This is a genomic window from Arthrobacter sp. 05T442 (assembly GCF_056395945.1).
The window spans coordinates 91,930-116,246 of record NZ_JBFTKM010000006.1 but is presented as its reverse complement, the minus strand read 5'-3'; the positions used below and the strand labels follow the sequence as shown (position 1 = coordinate 116,246).

Sequence of the window (24,317 nt, the reverse complement as noted above, 5' to 3'; positions counted from 1 at the left end):
CTTTCAACGTGGATGCCGTCACTGTCCGCACGCAGTCAGTTTGTAAAGTTTCGCTTGTCCTTGGGAATCCACGAGGCTGGCGACGCCGTCTGCCTCAAGGTTGTCCAGCCCTCTGAACCCGTTGTCTCCCCCGTGCACCTCCCGGTGGCCAAAGTCCAGGACGTAGCCCACGTGGAGCCGCTGCACGGCGGGGCAGACGGCGGGATCGGACTTCGCCTCATTCAGGTGCGTGAACACCTCCTCCGCGCCGGCCGGCAACTCGCTCAGGATGTGAAGCTGGATAAGTCTGCGCCCGGTGAAGGCGTACGCCAGCGCGCTTCCGTTCCACGGGTTGCCGGCCAGGGTCGCGTCTTTCGGGACCTCACTGGGAATCCGATTAATCAATGCCAGCTCGTCGGAGGAAACCAACGGCGAGTCATTGGACAATTGATAGCTCACCGCTGCGGAGGCCACTGCCTCGCGGACGTTCGCCTGCTGGGTGCTGACGGCCAGCAGGCCGGCCACAATCACTGCAGCCGCGCCCATCGCGAGACCTGGTGATCCGTCGGGCCGATGCGCGAGCCGGACACTGCGTCCAACCGGGTATTTAACCGCAAGGGGGCGAATCCAGGTGTCCCAGCACCACACGGCGCCCACGGTTGCCAGAGGCAGAATCACCACCGGCAGCAGCGAAGCCAGGCGGGGCGGGTCGTTGTACCAAACACCCGTGAAGAACGTGCGCACAGGTCCAAACGGGAACGAGGTTACGACGACGAAGAGCCCACCGATCACGGCATACATGCCCACGAGCCAGAGTTGATGACGCCGCACAAGCAGCGTGACCAGGCCGACGACGGCCAATGCCGCGATGGCCCAGGATACCGAACGGCCGATGCCTGAACTGGTCAGAAGCTCGCCTATGGCCCGTCCGGTCGTTTCGATAGGCGGCCAGAATGCGGCGGCCTCGGCGGGGCGGACGACTTTCCAGATAACCGCAACGATCGCCAGCCCGACGGCCACCAGGGCCACCATTACCGCCAGGGGTCGCCACCGGTTGTCGCTCCTCCGGACGAGTCGGCGGGTCGTCTTGGCCCAGATGAAGAGGAACGGCGGGAGCAGTAACGCGAGCAGCGCCATGGTGCTGCTGGGGTGCGCCAACGTGATTCCAGGGAGAACCGCAACCAGCAGCAGCGCGTCAATGAGCCTGGTCTGGGGCGCCGGCTGGGGCGCCTGCGCCGCGACCTGCGCGGGCGCGGGCTCGGACGCCTGCTGGGGCGCCTGCGCCGCGAGGCCGATGGCCTGCAGGCCCACTCCAAGCGCCGCTGGCAGCAGTGCGTTGCCCAGGAAGTTCGGATAGAGCACTCCGAAGTCGAGCAGGAGCAGCGGGAAGGCGCCGAACCCGGCAGCCAGGATTCCGGCCACAGTGCTCACGATGACACGCTTCCCGACGATCTTGTGGGCAAGGAAAATGCAACCCAGCGGCCACACGAGTGAACCCACAACCAGGTTGGTGACATTGACGGCAACGGGGATGCTGGCGCCCGTGACGTCTGCAAGCAAGGCCACGAGATCGTGCCACGCGGACGGGTAGAAGCCGCCGCCCGTCATGGCGCTCACGGTGTAGGACGAACCGGATCCTGTTTCCTGGATGTAGCGGACAGCGTTCAGGTGGAAAACGTTGTCAAACGTTTGCGAGAAGGACTCGGGCCTGCCGAAAGCAGCGACGAGCCGGCGGCTGATAAGGAATCCTGCAGCAAGGACGGCTGCCGCGTGCCCGGCGCCTGCCCACCAGTTGATCGGCGTCGGTTCAGGCCTGGTTTCGGTCCGGCGAAGCCAGGTGGCCACCCCCAGGGCGACGGCCGCGATTACGATGGTGACCAAAGCCACCGGCAACGGTGACCACTTCAGGTTGACGACAGGCGCCACCAGGGCGGAGACAGCCACGATCGAAACCGTAATTGCCGGGGCCACACCCAGCAGGGCCATCCCGCGGACCCGGCTGGCCCAGGCAACTGCAGCTCCGGGAACGAACAACAAACCGATTGCCACGAGAGCAAGCGGAACTACAGACCACCAGGACAAAGGATGCCTCCAAAACGTTGAGCGAACGGCAGAGACAAATCGTGAGACCTGCGCCGTCCCCGAGAAATCCTACTCGACTGGGGTTCAGCGCCGGCGCGGCTAGAACCCAAGTGCCTTGGCAAGGGTGGGTGCCAAGGTCTTGGCGAAAGTGTTGGTCATGTGATTGTCCCGATACACCAGGACATTGCCGATCACTGCCGGGCAGAGGTCATTGCGGCAAAAATGGGGGTACAAATCGATCACGTCGACGCCCGCCACCTGCGCTGCGGCACTCTTCAGGGGGTCGGCAGGCCTGTCGCCTGGTTTTTGCAGTATCTGGCACTCCGTTGAATCAGCGCCCTTAAGCTGAACGCATTCAGGGGCCGAGAAGCTTGGATAGGGTATGTCCAATACAACGGCCACATGGATCCCTGCCTGTCTGAGGGGTGCCAAAAGTTCCACGTACCCGCCGACTGGCGCTTCGGGGTCCTGCCAACCCCACTTCAGCGCCCGCCGGTACCCATCCGGCGTCATGCCGGAGACGACGACGAGGTCAGGCTTGAGGGCCAGAATCTTTTGCAGCGTCGCCTTGTTCTGATCGGTGCAATTGCGGTAAACCGTGCCGGCATCCTGGGGCGGTGCAGCCGTAAACGGGCAACCGTTGCGAACCATGGCTCTCACGTTCCAGCCTGAGGACTGGCCGGCAAGGAGAAGGGGATCAACGTACTGCGCTGCATGGGAGTCGCCGACGACGATCATCTTCTTGGTCGCGTCTGCGGCGCCATACACACACTGTTCGTCGTGCATGAGTGCGGGATCAAAAATTCCGCATTCGTCTTTCCCGGTCAGCGGCACATCTTTCATTGCCACGCCCGGGTCGGGCTGTACCGGAAGACCGCCGGGAACCGGGGCGGGATGTTCCGGGTCAAATGCCATGGCGCCTGGATACTCACGCAGGTTCAGCAGCCCGTTTAACTCCTGTGCCTTGGCCTCAACGATCCCCCAGGGGATCAACGCCGAAGTGCACGTCGCCACCAACAAGCCCAGCGCCAGCACAAAGGCGCCCCGGGGTCGTGGCCGTCGACGGGTGGCCAGCGTGGGGCTCAAAGGCTGCTTGCCGCCGTGCCTGAATTTCTGCTCCACGACGTAGTAAGACGCCACCGCCAGGACCAGGCTGATAGCGACGATCATGGCGCCGTGGAGGGGGCCGGGCGCCCTTCCGAGAAGGAAGACGTAGAAGACGACGACGGGCCAGTGCCAAAGGTAAAGGGAATACGATACGTCGCCGATGTAGGTGGCAGGCCGCATGCTGAGCAATCCGGCTACCGATGTTGGCTGCCCGCCACCGGGCGCTGCCTCCGAAGAGCCCGACGCGAGGATGGCCAGCGTGGCTATCACGGGCAACACTGCCACATAGCCGGGGAATGCCATCGCCGTGGTGTACGTGACCGCCGAGTAGAGGATGCCGGCGAGGCCAGCCCAGCCCAAAAATCGTCGTGCCGCTGCCGTCAAGGACAGCTTGGGTAGAAGCAGGGAGCCGATGCCCCCGAGCCCGAGCTCCCACATGCGCGTGCTGGTTGCAAAGTAGGCAACATCGTGTTCCGCCGCGGAGAATACGATGCTGTGCACGAGCGACGCGGCAGTCACGGCGGCCAGGAGAACGAGGCAGACAATCTCGGCCCGAAAGCCCCGTTTCCGCAGCGCAAGCACAGCGCCTATGAGAAGGAGCGGAATCACGATGTAGAACTGCTCTTCTACGGCCAGAGACCAATAGTGCTGCACAGGGGACACCAAAGCCGTCGCTCCGGCGTAGCTACTGGTGCTGAACGCCTGGTTCCAGTTCTGGATCTGCAGGCCCGACATAATGACGTCCAGGCAAATCGACTGCCACCTGCTTTGGGGAAGGAGGAGCACCGTCCCGACGAGGGTCGCGAGCAGAACAACGCTGGCCGCCGGGAGGAGCCGCCTGATCCGCTTCCCGTAAAAGGTGGTGAGCCTGATGCGGCCCGTTTCGGCCAACTCCCGGACGAGCGATCCGACGATGAGGAAACCCGAAATAACGAAGAATACGTCCACTCCGACAAAGCCGCCGGACAGAGCCCCCGGCCATATGTGGTAGACGATAACCAAACCCACCGCCAGCGTCCGCAGGCCTTGCATGTCCGCGCGTTGTGCGCTCCGTGGCTTGGCGCCCTCGGGGCCGCGTCTAGTGCGGCGGCCCTGGATAACCTGAAGGGTCGGCGAGATGGTGATCACTGCTCTCTGTCATCCGGGGTCGGTTTCATGCGCGCAGGAGCGCTACGGCTTCGTGAATGGGTCCATCGAACATCAGGTTGCCATGCTCCAGCAGCACGCCGCGGGAGCAGATGCGCGACACCAGGTCCAGGTCGTGGCTGACGACGACGAGGGTCTTGCCCTTCTCTGCCAGTTCCTGGATCTTGGCGATGCATTTGCGTTGAAACGGCTCGTCTCCCACCGCCAGGATCTCGTCGATGAGGAACACTTCCGGATCCGTGTGGACCGCCACCGAAAACGCCAGCCGCAGGTACATTCCCGAGGAATAGAACTTCACTTCGGTGTCGATGAACTGGCCGATCTCCGAGAATTCCACGATCTCGTCAAACCGGTCGTTGATTTGCTGCTCAGTCATGCCCAGGATGGCACCGTTAAGGTACACGTTGTCCCGACCCGACAGATCCGGGTGGAACCCGGCACCGACTTCGATCAGGCCGGCAACCCGCCCCCGGGTACGCACCGTGCCGGTGTCCGGCAGCATGACACCGGAGATGTGCTTCAGCAGCGTCGATTTTCCGGACCCGTTGAGGCCCAGGAGCGCGACGGTTTCACCGGACTCAACCTGGAGAGAGACGTTCTTCAGAGCGTGGAACTTCTCTGACAGGTCTCCCCGGCGGCCTTTCGCGAGCCAGACCACAGCTTCCTTGATCGACCTGGTATGGCGCAGCACGAACTGCTTGCTGATATCAGAGACCTCTATTGCGGTTACCACTTACAGCTCCTGCGCAAAGCGGCCCTCGAGCCGCCGAAATGTTAGTTGACCAAGTCCAAGCACCAACAGTGAGGCCACAAAGCCCACGGGCACCCACAGGCTGAACAGATTCGGAGGCATCGCCGTCGAACCGTCCGTTGTCGGCAGCCAGAATGCATAGTGGAAGAGCTCGACGCCGACCGTGACCGGGTTGGCCTGGTAGATGGAAAAAGCGGCTGCACCGAGCTTCGTTTGCACCATCGTCCACGAGTACATCACCGGGGACGCCCACGTTGCGATCATGAGCAACATGTCCACGAGATTCTCCGAGTCGCGGAAATAAACGTTTGCGGCGCCGAAGAGCAACCCGAGTCCGGTCGCGAGCAGCGCCACGATGACGAACCCGACTACGGCCGCGAGCAACTGGAGTATGTCCGGGTGCCAGCCCGCGAACAAGCATCCTGCCACCAGGACGACCAGCTGCGGGAAGAAGTGGACGGCCGAAACCCACACCGAGGCCACCGGAAACAATTCCCGTGGCAGGTAGATTTTCTTGATCAGGTTTCCGTTGTTCACGATCGACCGGGCCGCATTGCCCAAGGCCTCCGAGAAGAAGTTGATCAAAACAATGCCCGAGAACAGGTACACCGCATAATTCGCCAGGCCATCAGGGTTCTTGGAGCTGCGCTCCAGCCCGAGGAAAACGCCGAGGGCAACGTAGAAGACGATGAACTGCACGCCAGGCTTCACGTAGGACCATAGAAGCCCCAGCACTGAGCCGCGGTACCGGACCTTGAGTTCCTTGCGCACCAGCAGCTTCAGCAGGAAGCCTGACTGGCGGATGTCGCGGATGCCTCCGCCCACCCCGGGAGTGGTGAGTTCCGCATAGGAAACCTGGCTCACTTGGTCTCGTTCTGGGTGTGCTCTTCGAACGTCTTCCTCCAGGACTCAATCGAGGTGAGGTCCTGCATGGCCGACTTGTACTGGGCGCTCAAGGCACGCCAGTCCTTGAGCAGTAAAGCATGGAGCCTGGTGCTCTCGGCCAGCATGTCCCGCATTTGCTTTGGGTCGCGCTTGTACCAGGAGGCGCCGGTTCCTTCGGCGTTTGAAACAACAGCACTGTCGTACTGTGCCATCCGCCACCAGCGGTTATCCTGGTGGGCAACCGTGGCCTGGGGGCGCTCGGCGCTCGACGCAGTCACCGGGCGCAGCAGCTGCCGCATCACAGTCTTGGCCGCCCATGGCACGAGGCTGATCTTGGAGGGCTGCGAAATTCCATGACCGCGCCGCGGCGGCTTGTCCATCTTGGGCGCAGGGAACTCGTCCTGGTCAGGGCGGAAGACTGAATCGGAGTAGTCCGCCATCATTTTGCGGATCTCCGGAAGCTTCGAGGGCAGCAGCGCCCGAAGGCCGTCCGGGCCCTTCAGAACGTCTTCCAGGGCCCAGTTGCGGCCGTGGGCCGTAGCGTATTGCATTGAAACCAAGTGCTTGACGTCCATGTACTGGGACTCCCGGACGACACGGCCACCGTATTCGTACGGGCTGTGAAGCAAGGCCGTGACCACACGGTTGCGGGCATGGAAATAGGCCTGCCAGCCGACGAGGTCGTCCTTGTCGATCCACGAGACGTGCCAGACAGCGGACCCGGGGAGAGACACGGTGGAGAATCCGTGCTTCTTTGCCCTCAGTCCGTATTCCGAGTCATCCCACTTGATGAACAGCGGGAGCGAAAGGCCGATTTCCCGGATCACTTTGGTGGGGATCAGGCACATCCACCAGCCGTTGTAGTCCACATCGCATCTGCGGTGCAGCCACGACGTCTGCCGCAGGTTCGAGGACATGAAGTCATGTCCCAGCACCATGTCCTCGCTCGGGAGTGAAGGCTGGAACCGGTACGGGTTCACAACCTCGCCGAAAGTGTGCAGCACCGTCCGGTTGTAGAGATCGAACATGTGCCCGCCAACGATGGTGGGCGTCTTGCAGCGGTCTGCAAAAGTCAGCAGGCGGACAATGCTCTCGGGCTCCACGACGACGTCGTCATCCATGAGAAGCACGTAGTCGCTGCCGTTTTCGACGGCTTCGAACATTCCGCGGGCGAAACCGCCCGATCCGCCAAGGTTGGACTGATTGATGATCCGAAGCTTCCCGTGGAGGGAATCGCGGACTTCCTCAAATCCCTCGGCGTCCTCGACTTTCTGCGAGCCCTGGTCCACGAGAAGAATTTCCTGGACATGCTTCAGTGATTCGGGCGTCTCCGCCAGCAGACGAAGGTTGTTGAGGCAGAAATCAGTCTTGTTCAGCGTCGTGATCTGCAGCGTCACGCTCCCGGGCTGACTGGCCTGGGCCGGTCCCTGCCATTCTGCTTCGAGCATGACGAGCGGTTCCGAACCTGCCACGAGGTCAAACCAGTACCAGCCTCCATCACCAAAGGGCGCCAGTGAGAGGTCGAAGAAACTTTCGGAGATGCCCTCGACCCGCCGGGTGTCCACACGCTGCAGCGAGCCGCGTGCGTTGGACTTGTACACGATGACCGACCCGGTTCCCTGGGTGCGCACGTGGAGCCGGACACTCTCGACTGTCGTCCACCGACGCCAGTAGCTGGCCGGGAACGCATTGAAATAGCTGCCGAACGAGACCCGTTCCCCGGACCTCACCGACGTGGAACGCCGGGACAGAAAGTCCTCGACGTGGGCTTCTTTGGTGGAGCTGCTGAAGGACTGGGGCCTGCTCGGTTTTCCTTCGCGGTCCCCGGCAGTCGGGAGCTGGATGCCCGTCGCCGCGCCCATGTCCATGTAGAGCGGGACCGTGTCCATCTGGCTCGGGCTGGGAAGGATCACGCGCTGCAGGGTATCCCACTCCGGCTCTGACCCCACGGTTAATTCCTGTTCAGTGCGTGCTTGTTCTTCACTGGAGATGCTCATGCGTCCACTCCCCCGCTTTCGATGGTGGCGCCACTCTCAAAATGGGGGCGGATCTTGTTGTCGAACATGGTCAGGGCGGAGCCGATTGCCATGTGCATGTCCAGGTACTTGTAGGTGCCGAGCCGTCCGCCGAAGAGAACGTCCTTTTCGGCGGCAGCCAGGTCGCGGTACTTCAGGAGGCGGTCGCGGTCCGCGGCGGTGTTGATCGGGTAGTAGGGCTCGTCGCCCTTCTCCGCGGCGCGGGAGAACTCGCGCATGATGACGGTTTTTTCCGTCTGGTAAGCGCGCTCCGGGTGGAAGTGGCGCGGCTCGATGATGCGGGTGTAGGCAACGTCGTCGTCGTTGTAGTTGACCACGGAGGTTCCCTGGTAATCACCGACATCGAGGACTTCTTCCTCGAAGTCAATGGTGCGCCAGGACAGGTCGCCTTCGGCATAGTCGAAGTAGCGGTCCACGGGGCCCGTGTAGATGACCGGGATGTTGCCGACGACCTTGTCCTTGCTGTACTCGTGCGAGTCATCGAAGAAGTCGGTGTTGAGCCGCACTTCGATGTTCGGGTGCTCTGCCATCTTCTCGATCCAGGCGGTGTAGCCGTTGGTCGGGAGGCCCTCGTACTTGTCATTGAAGTACCGGTTGTCGTAGTTGTACCGGACCGGGAGGCGGGAGATGATGCCGGCGGGCAGGTCCTTGGGATCGGTCTGCCACTGCTTGCCGGTGTAATGCTTGATGAACGCCTCGTACAGGGGCCGGCCGATCAGCTGGATGCCCTTGTCATTGAGGTTCTGCGGATCGGTGCCGGCAAGCTCACCGGCCTGCTCCTTGATCAGTTCCTGCGCCTGTCCCGGAGTGAGGTTGGCCCGGAAGAACTGGTTGATCGTGGCCAGGTTGATCGGCAGGGAGTAGACCTCGCCCTTGTGGACGCCGTATACCTTGTGCACGTAGTTGGTGAACGTCGTGAACCGGTTCACGTACTCCCACACGCGGTCGTTGGAGGTGTGGAACAGGTGGGCACCGTAGCGGTGGACCTCGATGCCTGTCTGCTCTTCTTTTTCGCTGTAGGCGTTTCCGCCGATGTGATGGCGACGGTCGATGACGACGACCTTCAAGCCCAGCTCAGTGGCGGCCTGTTCTGCGATTGTCAGGCCGAAAAAGCCCGACCCTACGATGACGAGGTCAGCGGTCACAAAATCTCCTGGTTCGAATGGGGGCAGCGCAACGTTGTGCATTGTCTGCTGCTCTAGCCTACCCGAGACAGGGTATGAACCGGCGAATCGGGGCGCACCCCCGGCTCCGTCCCGCCCCCGGCCAGCGTCGCAACGGCCCGGACTGTGGGTGTCACGACAACGCGGCCTGGCCTTTCCACATAGCCGGAAATCCGCGGGTCTGCTGCCCTCCGCCTGCCTTACCGTGGGTTCCAGGCCACGGGCCGGAAAGGATCCGTCGATGTTGTTCCATTGCACCTTGGTATCGGCACCCGGGAGTTCTGCACTGAGCCGGGAGCCGGTCGAGCTCGCCGTCGCCCTTCCGTCCGGCTGCCCCGGTGCGGACCTGCAAGCGGCCGTGTCCCGGCGCTACGGAACCGGAGGGCTGTTCGTGCAGGGTGTCGCTGTAGCAGCCCTGACTGTTGGCGTGGCGCCCCTTGTCCACGGTGCCGTCCTCATCGATGGATTCACGGGAGCCTCCCCCAGGGCAGCAGCCGGGCAACCGCCGACCGCCCCGCTGATTCTTGCGGTCCATAGCGGACCGGGTGCCGGAACGATCGCCGCGCTGCGGCGCGGGCGGTTCCGGATCGGTCGCGGTGGGGCGGAAATAGCCATTCCGGATGCCGAACTTTCGCGGGACCACGCGCGGCTGGAGGTCTCTGACTCCGCAGTCACCATTGTCGATCTCGGCAGCTCGAACGGTACAAGCGTCGACGGCCGGATGGTCCGGGAGTCTGCTGTCACCACCGGCTCGATCATCCGTTGTGGCGACTCGACGATGTCCCTCATCTTCGGCACTGCCGATGCATCCGGCGACGTCCCGGACTGTGTCCTCGCGGCTGCCGGGTCCAACGTCGCCGAGCCGCTGCTTGTCCGGAACACCGTTGGCCAGGGCAACCGGGCGGCACTTGTTCTGGCTGCCACCGTGCCCCTCGTGATCGGGATCGGCCTGGCCCTCGCCACCGGCACGTGGATGTTCCTCGCCCTGACTGCAGCCTCTGCGTTCTCAGTCGTGGTTCCGGCCCTGTCCGGCCGCCGTCAGCGCCGCGAACGCCGGGCGGATGTTGCTGCTGCGATGCAGCGGGACAAGGAACGACGGCGGCGCGCTGCTCCGTCCGCGGCGGAGCTGTGCGTCCGCGCCGCATCCGGAGGACCCGGTCCGGTGCCGCCCGCCGGCAGAACGGCACCGGTGTGGCTGCGACTCGGGCTGGCCGGGCAAACGGCCAACCTCAGGCTGGAACCCGCAGACCCCCGTTTCCAGCCCCCTCCGCTAGGCCTGATGCCCCTGACGCTGGACACGTCCGCTGTCCTGACCACCATTCATGGACCGCGACACGCCGTGGCCGGGCTCGTCCGTTCCTTCACCATGCAACTCGCCGGATACCCCCTCGCGTCCCGTACCAGGCTCCTCATCCACGGCTCCCCGGAGTCCCTCCCGTTTGCGGCCCGGTTCCTTCCCGCCGTGGCGCTGTCAGCCAACGGAGCCGCCACCGCCGCCATGCTGGCTGCCGGTCCCGGCGAAGGCTACGACCACGGGCTGTTGATCATCCTTGACATGGCCCCCACCCCGTCGGACGGGACGATTTCCCACGACGCCAACGGAACGGCCACGCTGTGCGCCGTGGCCAGCGGCCACGGCTGGCGGGTGATCGACTGCTCACAGGACCCGGACCGGGACCGGGACCCAAGCCTTCCCGCCGGCCCGGGCATTGTGCTCGGCGGACACAGCGCCCGGCTCGTTGCCGGGTCCGCTGTGATCCGCTTTGTCCCCGACCTCGTCCCGCCATTGGTGTTCGACCGTTTCTGCCGCCGGTCCGGATCCGCAGGGTGGCCAACGGATCCGTCCCGGGCGGCCATCCCCCGCCGCTGTTCCCTGGACGAAGTCCTGGCCCTCTCGGCCGCCGACATTTCCGGGCGCTGGGAGCGCGGCGGACGCACGCAGGGGCTCCCCGTCCCCGTGGGCGCCGGCAGCGCCGGACCCATTTACGTCGATGTGGAGGCGGACGGTCCCCACTTCCTGGTCGCCGGAACAACCGGCTCGGGGAAATCGGAGTTCCTGCGCACGCTCGCCGCAGCACTCGCGGCCAGCCATGCTCCGGACCGACTTAATCTGCTCTTCGTCGATTTCAAGGGCGGCTCGGGTCTGGGGCCGCTGACTGGCCTGCCGCACTGCGTCGGCATGCTGACGGACCTCGGCGCGAACGGCATGGGGCGCGCGTTGGTTTCGCTGCGCGCCGAAGTGCGGCGCAGGGAAGAGCTTCTGGCCGCTGCGCATGTCCCGGACCTCGCCACATACGAGTCGCGGGACGGGTCGGCCGATCCCCTGCCGCACTTGCTACTCGTCATAGACGAGTTCCGGATCCTGGTGGAGGACGCGCCCGAGGCGCTCTCCGAACTCATGAGAATCGCGACCATCGGCCGCTCACTCGGGATCCACCTCATCATGGCAACCCAGCGACCCCAGGGGGCCCTGACGGCGGACATCCGCGCCAACGTCACGAGTTCCGTCGCCCTCCGGGTCCAGTCCGACCTCGAATCGATGGACGTCATGAATTCCAGGCTCGCGGCAGGGATCCCCATCGCCAGTCCCGGGCGCGCATTCCTGACCCGTGGATCCGGCGCGCCCGAGGAATTCCAGACCGCCACCATCACGCCGCAGTCCGCGGCCGCAGGAGCTGTAACTGTGGAGACTGCCAAAGACGTCTTCGTGCGGGCGCCCGTCGCCGCGCCGCAGGGCACCGACGACGGCCCCGGCCCCCGCCCCGGCCCCGGCCCCCGCCCCGGAGAAGCACTGACGCCTGCGCAGGCCGCGGCGTCGTTGGTCGACGTGACTGCCGGTTTGTGGCGGGCCCTCGGCGGCGCGCCACCACGCCGGCCGATGGCCGACCCGCTCCCTGCCCGCCTGCCCTATCCGGCGCCGAAACCCCGCGCAGCCGCACGGCGTCACCGTGCACCCGAAGCTGAACCGGGACGCGCAGTCGGACATGACGAGACAGCTGAGGGCACGGTCCGGCTCGGATTGGTGGACCTTCCGGAAGAGCAGCGCGTCACCGAGTTGGGCTGGAGTCCTGCCGGACACGGGCATCTCGGACTCATCGGCGGTGCCGCAGGGGGCGCCGACCATGCCTTGGCGCTGGTCGTGGATCAACTCCTGGCCGCGGAGACGGAGACGCACCTCTACTTCCTGGACTCCGCCGGCTCTTTCAGCACGGCTGCGGACTCCCCCCGTGTCGGAGCCGTGGCGGGTTTGCACGAGCTCCGCCGGGCAGTCCGGGTACTCGAACGCCTCACCGGCGAAATGACGCGGCGGCTCAGCGCGCCGGCGTCCCGTGGATCGCCTCGGCTGGTCCTGGTGCTCCGCGGCTGGGGAGCATGGGTGTCGGCGTTACGGTCCGGGCCCCTGGCGTGGGCTGAAGACCTCGTCCTGGATATTGTCCGGGACGGCTCGAAGGCTGGAATCACTGTCGTCGTTTCCGGTGAGCGTGAACTGGTGACGTCGAGGTTCTTCGCTGCTGTCCCGAACCGGGTCTTCTTCCCCGCGGGATCCACGGAGGAGGGACGGCTCGCGTGGCCGCGCCTGCCGGCCCTTGAATCACTTCCGGGGCGCGTGGCCGTTTTCGGTGCATTCACAGGCAACACTGGCCCGGGAAGCCCTGCCAAGGCCGGCCACGTGTGCCAGCTCTTCGAAACGCCCGAACCCGGACGGCTCCGCACCCCTCCGGCGGTCCGGAGCCGTCCCTTCAGGGTCGAGGCACTCCCCCGGCTCGTATCTGTTGCCGAGCTACGCGCCCGGTGGGCAGGGGCCAAGGGAACGCTTCGTGCGGCCCAGCTTCGAGGAGCACCGTTTTCGGCGGTACCGGCACCGGCCGGACCCGCCGGCACGGCGGAGCATCCACTCTGGACTCCGCCGAGGAACTCGCTCTGCATCGGCGTCGCAGGAGACGAGTTGCAGCCGTTCACGGTTCCCTTGCCAGGGGGCAGCGTTCTAGCCGTCCTCGGAGGGGCCGGGTCCGGTAAGAGCACCTTGCTGGCGGCCCTGCCGGGCCTCAACCCTGCCACCGGCTGGCTGGCACCGGGCGCAGGAACAGAGCCCGAAGCGTATTGGTCCGGGGTGCACGCAAGCGCCCTCGCCGGCACCCTGGATTCGACAGCGGTCGCATTGGCCGACGATATTGATTTACTGTCCGAAGCCACGAACGCCCGGCTGCTCGCGCTCAACAGTCTCGGCTGGACAGTGATCCTGACGGCCGGTTTCGGCACGGCTCTCAATCAGAGGGTGCCCCTCGCCGTGAGAGCGCGCAACCAGGGACGCGGGATCCTGATTCGTCCGCGAACACTTATCGATGGGGACGTGTTCGGAGTCCGGTTCGAACTCGAACACAACCCTCCCCCGGGACGCTCCGTCGCAATCTTCGACGGGCAGGCAACAGCCGTTCAGCTGGCCGTAAACGCACAGGACAAGCCGCGGGACATCCGGCACCTGTAAGGGTCCGCCGACCGCCCGGGCGGACAAGGGTACGATCCGGCGCCGTCGAGGCAGGCCACGGGTCAGGCCGCTGGGTCCCGTGACGCTACAGGGCAGGCGGCGCCCCGCCTGCCCGCGAGGCGAAGGCGATGACACGCTTGTCGAACAGCAGCACAATTGCGGTGGCGGCAGGAATCAGCATGGCCAGGCCGGCGAAGGGGTAACCGCCCGCCAGGGTCGGGAAACCGATGGTCAGCACAAAAAGCTGGGCCACCAGGGAGCCGGCCCGGGGCCAGCGGAAACCGCGCATCAAGAACCGTGCCACGGCATACAGCCAGACTGAAAACGCCAGCAGCAGAAAGAGAGTAAAGACGGCACCCCAAAAGGACAGCACGGGGGCTCCGGTCAGGAGCTGGGTTCCGTACCAGAGGGCCGCAAACAGGAGGGCCGTTGCTTCAAGCGCCACAACGATGGCGATGACAAGAATTCCCACCGGCCTTATGGCCCCTTTGGCCACGGCTCGGCCGGCACCGTGTTCGCCGGACCCTGGCACTCCCTCCGCGCCGCCGCCGGGATTCCCGGAGGGATTTTCAGCAGGATCGGGGGGGTTCACCGGGGCTCTTGACACACTGGCACACTACCGGACATAGTCGACTAGATGTGAGGACGCCGCCAGAAGATGTGATGCATCGCTCACAATCCCACTGCATTTTGACGCCCCACACCCCTTGTTTACACAGCGTTAACATGACACGCTTAATCCAGATGACCGAGGGGGCCCCAGAGGGCCCCTTTCTTATGAAGCCCCTAGTGAATAATTTCACAAAGGCATTTAACGTGTTCCCAGGAATGGAGTGACTGATCAGCATGGATTGGCGTAACCGCGCAGCGTGCCTTGACAAGGACCCGGAGCTGTTCTTCCCCGTAGGAAACACCGGGCCTGCCCTCCTGCAGATCGAGGAAGCCAAAAGCGTCTGCCGGCGCTGTCCCGTCGTGGACACCTGCCTGCAGTGGGCCCTCGAATCCGGCCAGGACGCCGGCGTCTGGGGCGGCATGAGCGAGGACGAGCGCCGCGCCCTGAAGCGCCGGGCAGCCCGGGCCCGCCGCGCCTCCTGATTTTCCGCCGGCCGGTGCGCCGGCCCTAGAACCGCAGCAACGGCCGCGGACCAAATGGTCCGCGGCCGTTGCCTTTAAGCCGGTTCCGGCCCTGTGGCGAAACTCTGCGTGTGGCCAAACTCAGCGTGTGGCCAGGCTCAGGACAATCTGCACGGCCGTTCCGCCCCCCTCGCGGGCCTTCCACTGGATGTTCCCGCCGAGTTCACTCGTGACGAGGGTACGGACGATCTGCAGGCCCAGCCCCTCGACGTACGGCGTTTCCGGCAGGCCGATGCCGTCATCCTCGACCGTCACGGTGAGGAGCTCCTCGCCGTCTTCGCTTTCGGTGCGGTCTGCAATCAGCCGGACGGTGCCGGTCCGCCCCTCCAGCCCGTGTTCGACGGCGTTGGTCACTAGCTCGTTGATGACCAGGGCCAGGGGTGTGGCGAAGTCGCTCGGCAGCTCGCCGAAAAGTCCCGCGCGCTGTGTCTTGACCTGCTGCGACGGCGAGGCGACCTCTGCTGACAGGCGGAACTGCCGCCCTATGAGTTCATCGAAGTCAACGCTTTGGGCCAGGCCTTGGGAGAGTGTCTCGTGCACAAGGGCAATCGTTGCCACCCGCCGCATGGCCTGTTCGAGCCCCTGTTTGGCCTCGTCGCTGACCATGCGCCGGGACTGCATCCGCAGCAGTGCCGCCACGGTCTGCAGGTTGTTCTTCACCCGGTGGTGGATTTCGCGGATGGTCGCGTCCTTCGTGACGAGTTCCATCTCCCGCCGCCGCAGTTCCGAAACATCGCGGCACAGCACCAAGGCGCCGAACCGCTGCTGTTCGTCGCGAAGCGGGATGGCACGCAGTGACAGACTGACGCCGCGGGATTCGATTTCACTGCGCCACGGCATACGTCCGGTGACCACCAAGGGCAGTGTCTCGTCGACCAGCCGCCGGTCTTTCAGGAGCCCGGCGGTCACCTCGGCGAGGGACCGGCCCTCGAGGGACTCGCCGTCGCCGAGGCGGCGGAACGCGGAGACACCGTTGGGGCTCGCGTACTGCACGATCCCCTCGGCGTCGAGCCTGATCAGGCCGTCGCCAACCCGGGGCGCGCCGCGGCGGGACCCGGTCGGCGAGGCAAAGTCCGGCCACAGCCCCAGCGTTCCCATGCGCAGCAGGTCGTAGGCGCACTGGCGGTAGGTGAGTTCAAGCCGCGACGGCATGCGCGAACTGGAGAGGTCCATATGGGAGGTCACGATGGCCAGCGTGCGGCCGTTGCGGACCATCGGCACCGCCTCGACCCGCAGCGCCATGTCGCTGCTCCAGTTGGTTTCATTGGAGCGCTCGATTGTTCGGCTCTCCCAGGCTTTGTCAACCAGAGGCAACAGGTCCGACCTGATTCCCTCGCCCACGAAGTCGGCGTGGAACACCGTGTGCGTGGTGGAGGGCCGGACATGGGCCAGGGCCACGTAGCCCAATTCAGGATGCGGAAACCACAGCGCCAGGTCGGCGAAAGCCAGGTCGGCGACCATCTGCCAGTCGCCGACCAGGAGGTGCAGCCACTCGGCATCACCGGGCCCGAAATCAGCGTGCTCCCTGATAGGGTCCGTAAAGATTGCCACAGCACCTCCATTTGCGACACCGGGGACAACTGCCCCTAGCGTCGGACGATTGACCTCAAGAGCCTCAATGCTACCGACAGTGAGGCCATGTCATCGGCTTCGAGCGCGTTGACTTCGTCGAACATGGACTTCGCGCGGTCCAGCTGCTCCAGGTTCTGGCCCTCCCAGGCCGCGAGGCGTTCCTCCGCAGGAGTTCCCGCGGGCGTGCCCTCCAGTACCGCCGTCGTCATATCCGAAATGGTGGAATAGAGGTCGTCGCGCAGGGCCGCACGGGCCAGTGCCTGCCAGCGGTCCTCCCTCGGCAGCTTCGTGATGCGTTCGAGCAGGGAATCGGCGTGGAAGCGGTTGAACACCGTGTAGTAGACGTGGGCGATGTCTTCCACCGGCTCGGGGCTGACATGGACAATCTTGGCGATGTCCAGGAGCACGAAGCTCTCGAACAGCTCCGCCCAGCGGTGTGCCAGGTCCTCCGGGAGGTCCCAGCCTCGGGCCTTCTCCAGCCAATCGGCGACGCGGGCACGGTCATCACCGCGCAGGTAGTCCAGCAGCCGGGCCCGCATGGGGTCCATCAGCGGTTTGAACTCTGCGACCGTCTCGGCGATGGGCCGGGAAGTGCTGCCCTGGCTGAGGACCCACCGTACGGCGCGGTCCAGGAGCCTGCGGATATCGAGGTGGACGGTGCTCCAGTGTTCTGTCGGGAAGGACGCGGGCAGTTCGTTCAGTTCCGCGACCATGACGTTCAGCTCGTAGACCTCCCTGAGCGCCACAAAGGCCTTCGCTACTGCGGCCTCGGTGGCCGAGGTCTCCTCGATGGCCCGGAAGGCGAAGGTGATGCCGCCCAGGTTGATCATGTCGTTGGCCACGACGGTCGCGATGATTTCCCGGCGCAGCGGGTGGGTGTCCAGTTCGGCGTCGAACCGTTCACGCAGCTGTTTCGGGAAGTAGGCCCTGAGCGTGCCGCGGAACCACGGATCATCGGCGAGGTCGCTGTCCCGCAGTGCCGTGGCGAGCTCGATTTTGGCGTAGGCCGCCAGGACCGAGAGCTCGGGGGAGGTCAGCCCCTGTCCTTGGGACAGGCGCTCGCGAAGTGTGGCGGTGCTGGGCAGCGCTTCCAGGTCCCGCTTCAGGTCGGCTGACTTCTCCAGCCAGTCCATGAGGCGTTCGTAGCTGGGGCTCCATTCGGACACCCGCATCCTGTCGTTCAGCAGCAGGATGTTCTGGTCGATGTTGTCCTCCAGCACCAGCCGGCCGACTTCGTCGGTCATGGAGGCCAGGAACTCCGCGCGCTCTTCCTTGTGAAGCTTGCCGGCGGCGACCATGCGGTCAACGAAGATTTTGATATTGACCTCGTGGTCGGAGCAGTCCACCCCGGCAGAGTTGTCGATCGCGTCGGTGTTGAGGATGACGCCCTGCAGCGCCGCCTCAATGCGTCCGCGCTGCGTCATGCCCAGGTTGCCGCCTTCGCCGACCACCTTCACACGGAGCTCACGTCCGTCGACGCGGATTGCGTCGTTGGCCTTGTCGCCGACCTCCGCGTTGGTTTCCGTGCTGGCCTTGACGTAGGTGCCGATTCCGCCGTTGTAGAGCAGGTCGGCCGGGGCAAGGAGGATCGCGCGGAGGAGTTCCGGCGGGCTCAGCTGGGTGGTGGCCTCCGGAAGCCCCAGCGCGGCGCGGACCTGCGCAGAGATGGGGATGACCTTGGCCTGGCGGGGGAAGATGCCTCCACCGTCGCTGATGAGCGACTTGTTGTAGTCGTCCCAGGAAGACCGGGGCAGCTCAAAGAGCCGCTGGCGCTCCGCAAAGGATGCGGCTTCGTCCGGGGTGGGATCGAGGAAGATGTGCCGGTGATCGAAGGCAGCCAGGAGGCGGATGTGCTTGGACAGCAGCATGCCGTTTCCGAAGACGTCGCCGGACATGTCGCCGACGCCCACAACGGTGAAGGGCTCGGACTGCGTGTCCAGGTCCAGCTCGCTGAAGTGGCGCTTAACCGACTCCCAGGCGCCTCGGGCCGTGATGCCCATGGCCTTGTGGTCATAGCCCACGGAGCCGCCGGAGGCAAACGCGTCACCGAGCCAGAACCCGTACTCCGTGGCGAGGCCGTTGGCGATGTCGGAGAACGATGCGGTGCCCTTGTCTGCCGCAACCACCAGGTAGGAATCGTCGTCGTCGTGCCGGACGACGTCCGACGGCGGCATGACGGTTTCGCCCTGCGGCGTCGCGATGAGGTTGTCGGTGATGTCCAGGAGACCCCGGATGAACGTCTTGTAGCTCTCGATGCCTTCGGCCATCCAGGCGCTCCGGTCCAGGGCCGGGTCCGGGAGCTGCTTCGCGTAGAAACCGCCCTTGGCGCCGGTGGGAACGATCACGGCGTTCTTGACGGTTTGGGCCTTGACCAGGCCGAGGATTTCGGTGCGGAAGTCCTCGCGCCGGTCCGACCAGCGCAGGCCGCCGCGGGCCACCTTGCCGAAGCGCAGGTGCACGCCTTCGACCCGGGGCGAGTAGACCCAGATTTCGAACATGGGCCTGGGGAACGGCAGTCCGTCGATGGCAGCGGGGTTCAGTTTGAAGCTGACATGGGTCTTGTTCTGGAAGAAATTGGTCCGCAGTGTCGCGCGGATCAGGTTGGCGAAGGTGCGCAGCACCCGGTCAGCGTCGAGGGTGGCCACCTGTTCAATGGCGGCGTCCAGTTCGACGCTGACCTCGTCCTGCCTGCGCGTGCGTTCGGCATCGGTCAGTGTCGGATCGAAGCGTGCGCTGAACAGGGCGGTCAGCGCGCGGGTAACGTCCGGGTTCGCCAGCAGGGTGTCGGACATGAACTCGAACGAGTTTGTGTTGCCCATCTGCCGCATGTACTTGGCATAGGCGCGCAGGACGATGACCTGGCGCCAGTACATGCCCTCGCGCAGCACGAGCCGGTCAAAGCTGTCGGATTCCACCGCACCGGAGACGGCTGCGCCGAAGGATTCCCCCAGGAGCTGGCCCGTGCTTTGCGGATCCACACCGGCCGGGTATTTCAGGCCGAGGTCGTACAGGAAGAAGTCGCGGTGGTCCGCCGTTTCAATCTCGAAGGGGCGTTCGTCCAGGACTTCGAGCCCGAGGTTGTGGAAATACGGGAGAATTTGGCTGAGGCTCTTGGGTTCGAGCATGTAAAGCTTGACCCGCGCGTCCTCCTCCAGCGTCGCCCCGGCGCCTTCGGGCAGGTAGACGTGCACGCCGGGCTGTTCCTTGGCGCCTTCCGCTGCCCGTTCAGCCGCCGCGCCGTACTTTTCGAAGCGGGCGATGTCTTCCAGCGCGTCTTCAACCTCGTAGTCCACGCGGTAGCCGGCCGGGAACGCCTCGGCCCAGAGGGCTGCCAGTTCCTTCGCACCTTCGGCGCCGTCGTTTTCAGCCCGTGCGTGCAGGACCTCGGAGACGCCCTCGCTCCAGGAGCGTGCGGCGCGGACCAGTCGTTTCTCCAGCTCGTCGCTGTTGACGTTGCTGACGTCAGCATCCTTGGGCAGGCGGATCCGGAAGAACAGCCGGGCGAGAGCGGATTCGGTCATCCGCGCCTCGTAGTCGATGGACACGGCGTTGAACGTCTCCCGCAGCTCCTGCTCAATGCGCAGGCGGACGTTCGTGGTGTAACGGTCGCGCGGGAGGTACACGACGGCGGACATGAACCTGCCGTAGATGTCCGGCCGGAGGAAGAGCCGCGTCCGGCGGCGTTCCTGCAGCCGCTGGATGCCGGTGGCGGTGGCCGAGAGGTCGGGGACCTCGATCTGGAAAAGCTCATCGCGCGGGTATGTCTCCAGGATGCCCAGGAGATCCTTGCCAGAGTGCGAGTCGGGCGGGAAGCCGGCCTCGCTCAGCACGGCGGCCACTTTTTCCCGGACTACAGGGATCTCGCGGACGGAGCCGGCGTACGCGCTTGTGGCGAAGAGGCCGATGAAGCGGCGCTCCCCGTTGACGTTGCCGGCCGCGTCGAAGCTCTTGACGCCGATGTAGTCCAGGTATGCCGAGCGGTGGACGGTAGAGCGGGAGTTTGCCTTGGTGATCACCAGGGCGCGCTTCTCGCGGGCTTTCTTCCGGCCTGCCTCGGTGAGGTGCTGCACCTGGCGGGTGTCGGTGCCCCCGCGCAGCAGCCCCAGCCCGCTCGCTTCGCGCAGCTCCAGCACGTCCTCGCCGGATTCGTTCTTGAGGTCATATTCCCGGTAGCCGAGGAACGTGAAGTTTCCGTCGTCCATCCAGCGCAGCAGCTCCTGCGCCTGGCGCAGCTCGGCAATCTGGGCCGGATTTGCCACCTTGTCAAGGTCCGCTGCAATCTCCAGCGCCTTGGTCCGCATCTTCGGCCAGTCCTCCACGGCCGCCCGCACGTCGCCGAGTACGCGGCCGATGCCCTCGATCAGCTGCTCGCGCTTGGCGTCGTCGGCGCGGTCGATTTCGACGGCGATCCAGGACTCCATGTGCGAGGCATTGTCACCGTGGGCGATCAGGTGGGACAGGTTCGGCATTGCAGCGGTGTCGCCGCTGGAGATGCCCAGGTGCGAGGGTACGCGCGAGACCCGGACGAGTTCGCCGGTCTCGCGGTTGCGGGTGACGACGAAAAGCGGGTGCAACACGAGGTGGATCGGGGCGTGCTGGCGGACCAGTTCCGCGTTGACCGAGTCGACGAGGAAGGGCATGTCATCGGTGACGATGTAGACGACGCTGCAGTCTGCCTCATCGATGATGGAGATGTTGGCGACGCCCGGGAGCCGCTTGGCGGCCAACTGCCGGTGCGTTTCGGCCCGGGCGGTCAGGACTTCCTGGGCATACCCGCGGAAGTCCTCCTCTGCAAGGTGCTCGTAGTAATCCCCGAGGTAGCCTTCAACGGCACCGATCGAAACGGGTTGATCCTCCACGCTGGACCCAGACGACATCGACAAACGCCTCCATAAAGCAGTTCATGGCCGCCTCTTTGCGGCCCCTACGTCGACCCTAGCCCTTTGCCGGGCGCTTTGCTGTGGAAGAAAAGACAGAGGATTTACGATTTCGCTGGACAGGTGCACAAACCAAAAGTGCGATGGTCCGGCGCAGGGCAGAGTCAGGGGCGGTTTCCAGCAGGAGCGAGCCCGCCAGCAGTGCCGCGTCGCTCGCCGCGGGGTCTGCGGGCAGGAAGGCCGTCAGTTCCAGGGCGGGCCCGTACCGCTGCCACGCGTCCCGCAGCTGACGTTCCGGGGACCGCCCCACGGCGGCTGCCCGAACCTTGTTCATCACGACCGTGGGGAAAACACCAGGAACGGCCGTTTGCAGTTCGGCCAAACCGCGGACAAGCCGCGGGACACCGATCGGATCCGCAGCTCCGATGGCAAAGACGGTATCGGCCATTTCCAGGCTCCGCAGTGTCGCCGCGTTCCGCCGCGGCGCCATCGTGTCGAAACTGAGTTCCTCGTCGGTCTCGAGGCAGAAGCCGGTGTCCACCACCGTCACGTCGGCGATCTCCCTCGACCGCTCGAGCACCAGCGAGAGGGGGGCAGCGCGCAGTTCAGTCCACCGGTCCGCCCGCGTGATGCCGGTCAGCACGCGGAACGTCCCCGACCTGGTCGCCACCGGCGCCGCTATCCTGATCAGGGCATCGGCGTCGAGCAGTCCCTGGTCCGCCAGCCTGCAGGCCTGCGCCAGCCCGGCAGCCTCGTCGAGAAGACCAAGCATGGCCGCAACGCTGGCGCCGTAAGTGTCGGCGTCGACAAGCAGGACGGATTGACCTTCCGCGGCCAGTTCCCCTGCGATGTTGGCAGCCACGAAGGTCCTGCCCGGCGAGCCGGCAGGACCCCACACGGCAATGATCCGCCCCTTACCTGCGTGGTCCGGGGTGCCGGCGCGGGAAGCCGCGTATCCATCGGATGTCGCTGCCCGGGACGCCGGAACGGGTGCATGGTCCACGAAGGCGCCGCCGGCCAGGTGCGGCCCCGGTCCGGCCCCGCTCAGCTGCGCCACCGCGGCCGAGATCCGTGCGGCGAGGATGGACGCATCCACCGCACGAGGCTCCGCAGCCGCGCCGATTCCCCGCAAACGGGCCATTTCCTCGGGGCTGTCCGTCAATGCCAGAACAGCCACTCCGACGGCGGACAAGCGGTCAACCAGCGAGGCCGTCAGTTCCTCGCTCCCGGCCACGACGACGGCGGCGCGGGCAAGCCCGCTCTGGCACGCTGCGAGCAGCTCCGCGAGTTCGCTGCACCGGCGGACGACGGATACCGGACCGTGGAGGCGTTCCAGGCCGCCGACCAAATCGTCGTTCGAATCTCCGACGGTCACGACAGGAATGTTCATCGCGGCCCGCCACCCGGGTTCCAGACGACCGATATCTTGGCCTTGTTAGCCTGGGCCCCCAGCAGCTTCGGCATCTGCTGATCGGCCACCAGCACCATCACGACGGTGGAACGCGATGACCCGAGCGCGGAACTACCAGGGGTAATCTGCGCGATTTCGGCGCCCGGCAAAAGCAGCGTGGGCTCGCTGAAACCGTTACGGGTATCCGGAAGCGCCACCCAGACATCCACGCGTGAGCCCGCAACCGCCTGCGCCGGAAGGCTCTCTTCGACGGTGATGGCCACGGGCTTGCGGTCCAGGCCGTCGAGCCGGCCTACACTCTCGCGCGGCAGCAACTGGTCCTTGCCGATCCTCTGGACGGCCACGAGACCGTCGGCAAGCCCGGTCTCCGGCGTCAGGTAGTGCTCTTCAACCTCGCCGAGGCGGACCTTGACGCGATGCAGTTTGTCGGCTGTCAGCGTCTCCCCGACTGCAATCGGCTCGCGGGCCGCATAGGCCTCGGTCGTCTGGTCCGCTGCTCCGACCAGCGAGATGACGCCCACGACCGAAGCCAGGACCAGCAGGATTCCCACCAGAAGCCGGGGGTCCTTCCAGGATGGCTTCCTCAGGCGGGCCCCGTCAGCCACTGCGCTCCCGCTCATGCTTACTGCTCCCCCTGTAGTGGCATCCCCGGGCTCCGGGTGCCTGACACCCTTATTGTTGCGCCCCGGCGGCCCGTGCGGAAGACGCAGGACCAAACACGGACAAACTGTGGATATCGGTCCCGGATGACACCAACGGTGGCAAAATGGAGTCATGCCCCGATTCCTGACACTCGCTGACGTTGCCGAGCAGCTCCAGATCAACTCTCCGGCTGCCTACGCCCTGGTCCGCAGCGGGGAACTCAAAGCGATCCAGGTCGGCGGCCGCGGGCAGTGGCGCATCGAGGAAAAGATGCTGGAGCAGTACATCGAGGAGCGTTACGCCGAGGCCAGCCGCATGATCGAAGAGGCGAAGCAGTCCAAGGCGGCCAGCACCTGACCCCCCGGACTAGCTGCCAGCGGCGCGGACGGACCTGAGGCCGGCCAAGGCCCCAAATGGAATGGTCGTGACCTGCCGCACGTTGAGCGGCCGCCGGTCCTCCGCGTCGTGTGTGAGAGCCAGATCCAGGAAATCCTTCCCCACCTTGTCGATCACGCCATGGAGCGCCGTATCCCCGGGACCCTGCGAAACGAGAACGGCCAGGGCCGCCCGGTCCCTCGCCAGGGCGCGCAGCGCGCTGGCCAGGCCCAGCCGCTGACCGGCCCTGGACGGCTCCGACACCGCCAGCCGGGCGAGGCCGGCATACCGTAGCGCTGACGCGTACGGGATGAGGACCTGGTGCCCGGGCTCGTCGAGCACCAGCGCCTCGCTGCCCGCGTGGCTAAGGTTCCCCTCAAAGACGGAACCGGATGCCAGATGGACCCGGATACACAGCCCCAGGGAACCCCGGAGCCGGTCCGCAAGCTCCACACCCGCTGCATCCACCCGCGCGCGCTCCGCGATTTCCGCGTCGAGATCCAGCCGCTGCTGTGCGGCCAACTGTGCCTCCAGGTCCTCGAAGAGCGCATCCCACCGCATGGCGACAGCGTAGGCGGGCGCAGGAACCCGGTCAATCCACACACACCGGACAACCCCTAGACAAACACGCGCCGACGAGTTCACACTGGCGTTAAATAGATTAAACGACA

Annotated in this window: 15 protein-coding genes; 3 read left to right on the top strand and 12 right to left on the bottom strand. The window is 65.3% G+C overall.

The window, feature by feature from the left end:
- Positions 1-18: 18 nt before the first annotated feature.
- The 6 genes from AC1DES_RS08530 to glf form a co-directional block, all read right to left on the bottom strand.
- Positions 19-2,028: a DUF6541 family protein gene (locus tag AC1DES_RS08530; protein WP_476895265.1), complete on the bottom strand. Its 2,010-nt coding sequence runs from the start codon at positions 2,026-2,028 to the stop codon at positions 19-21.
- 132 nt (positions 2,029-2,160) lie between these two features.
- The gene (locus AC1DES_RS08525) at positions 2,161-4,296 is read right to left on the bottom strand and encodes an acyltransferase family protein (RefSeq protein WP_476895264.1); all 2,136 of its coding nucleotides are present in this window, start codon (positions 4,294-4,296) and stop codon (positions 2,161-2,163) included.
- Between the two features lie 25 nt (positions 4,297-4,321).
- Complete coding sequence (locus AC1DES_RS08520) at positions 4,322-5,047, bottom strand: ABC transporter ATP-binding protein (RefSeq protein WP_476895263.1); 726 nt, start codon at positions 5,045-5,047, stop codon at positions 4,322-4,324.
- Positions 5,048-5,929: an ABC transporter permease gene (locus AC1DES_RS08515; RefSeq protein ID WP_476895262.1), complete on the bottom strand. Its 882-nt coding sequence runs from the start codon at positions 5,927-5,929 to the stop codon at positions 5,048-5,050.
- Complete coding sequence (locus AC1DES_RS08510) at positions 5,926-7,839, bottom strand: glycosyltransferase (RefSeq protein ID WP_476895320.1); 1,914 nt, start codon at positions 7,837-7,839, stop codon at positions 5,926-5,928. Before AC1DES_RS08510 ends, AC1DES_RS08515 begins: the two co-directional genes overlap by 4 nt.
- A 104-nt stretch (positions 7,840-7,943) precedes the next feature.
- Complete coding sequence (gene glf, locus AC1DES_RS08505) at positions 7,944-9,131, bottom strand: UDP-galactopyranose mutase (RefSeq protein WP_476895261.1); 1,188 nt, start codon at positions 9,129-9,131, stop codon at positions 7,944-7,946.
- 277 nt (positions 9,132-9,408) lie between these two features.
- Here glf and AC1DES_RS08500 point away from each other — a divergent pair, with 277 nt between their 5' ends.
- Entirely contained in the window at positions 9,409-13,635 is a 4,227-nt protein-coding gene (locus tag AC1DES_RS08500; RefSeq protein WP_476895260.1) for an FtsK/SpoIIIE domain-containing protein, read from the top strand.
- An 85-nt stretch (positions 13,636-13,720) separates the two neighbouring features.
- Here the strand turns inward: AC1DES_RS08500 and AC1DES_RS08495 are convergent, their stop codons facing one another.
- A complete protein-coding gene (locus tag AC1DES_RS08495) occupies positions 13,721-14,116 on the bottom strand; it encodes a hypothetical protein (RefSeq protein ID WP_476895319.1) in 396 nt (131 codons plus the stop codon).
- A 365-nt stretch (positions 14,117-14,481) separates the two neighbouring features.
- Here AC1DES_RS08495 and AC1DES_RS08490 point away from each other — a divergent pair, with 365 nt between their 5' ends.
- Complete coding sequence (locus tag AC1DES_RS08490; RefSeq protein ID WP_003804966.1) at positions 14,482-14,730, top strand: WhiB family transcriptional regulator; 249 nt, start codon at positions 14,482-14,484, stop codon at positions 14,728-14,730.
- A 120-nt stretch (positions 14,731-14,850) separates the two neighbouring features.
- On the opposite strand, the gene AC1DES_RS08485 is transcribed toward AC1DES_RS08490, so the two are convergent.
- Genes AC1DES_RS08485 through AC1DES_RS08470 form a run of 4 tightly spaced genes read right to left on the bottom strand, consistent with a single transcriptional unit; the run spans position 14,851 to position 23,249 of the window.
- Complete coding sequence (locus AC1DES_RS08485) at positions 14,851-16,320, bottom strand: sensor histidine kinase (RefSeq protein WP_476895259.1); 1,470 nt, start codon at positions 16,318-16,320, stop codon at positions 14,851-14,853.
- 35 nt (positions 16,321-16,355) lie between these two features.
- Positions 16,356-21,218 carry an NAD-glutamate dehydrogenase gene (locus AC1DES_RS08480; protein ID WP_476895258.1) on the bottom strand — a complete coding sequence of 1,621 codons (4,863 nt, stop codon included), beginning with the start codon at positions 21,216-21,218 and terminating at the stop codon, positions 16,356-16,358.
- Between the two features lie 58 nt (positions 21,219-21,276).
- Positions 21,277-22,608, bottom strand: coding sequence for a CpaE/TadZ family protein (locus AC1DES_RS08475; protein ID WP_476895257.1), 1,332 nt, complete (start codon positions 22,606-22,608; stop codon positions 21,277-21,279).
- Complete coding sequence (locus AC1DES_RS08470; protein WP_476895256.1) at positions 22,605-23,249, bottom strand: CpaB family protein; 645 nt, start codon at positions 23,247-23,249, stop codon at positions 22,605-22,607. The genes AC1DES_RS08475 and AC1DES_RS08470 overlap by 4 nt, the downstream gene beginning before the upstream one ends.
- A gap of 154 nt (positions 23,250-23,403) precedes the next feature.
- Here AC1DES_RS08470 and AC1DES_RS08465 point away from each other — a divergent pair, with 154 nt between their 5' ends.
- Positions 23,404-23,628, top strand: a complete 225-nt coding sequence (locus tag AC1DES_RS08465) for a helix-turn-helix domain-containing protein (protein ID WP_476895255.1) — start codon at positions 23,404-23,406, stop codon at positions 23,626-23,628.
- Between the two features lie 9 nt (positions 23,629-23,637).
- On the opposite strand, the gene AC1DES_RS08460 is transcribed toward AC1DES_RS08465, so the two are convergent.
- Positions 23,638-24,207: a hypothetical protein gene (locus tag AC1DES_RS08460; RefSeq protein ID WP_476895254.1), complete on the bottom strand. Its 570-nt coding sequence runs from the start codon at positions 24,205-24,207 to the stop codon at positions 23,638-23,640.
- Positions 24,208-24,317 lie beyond the last annotated feature (110 nt).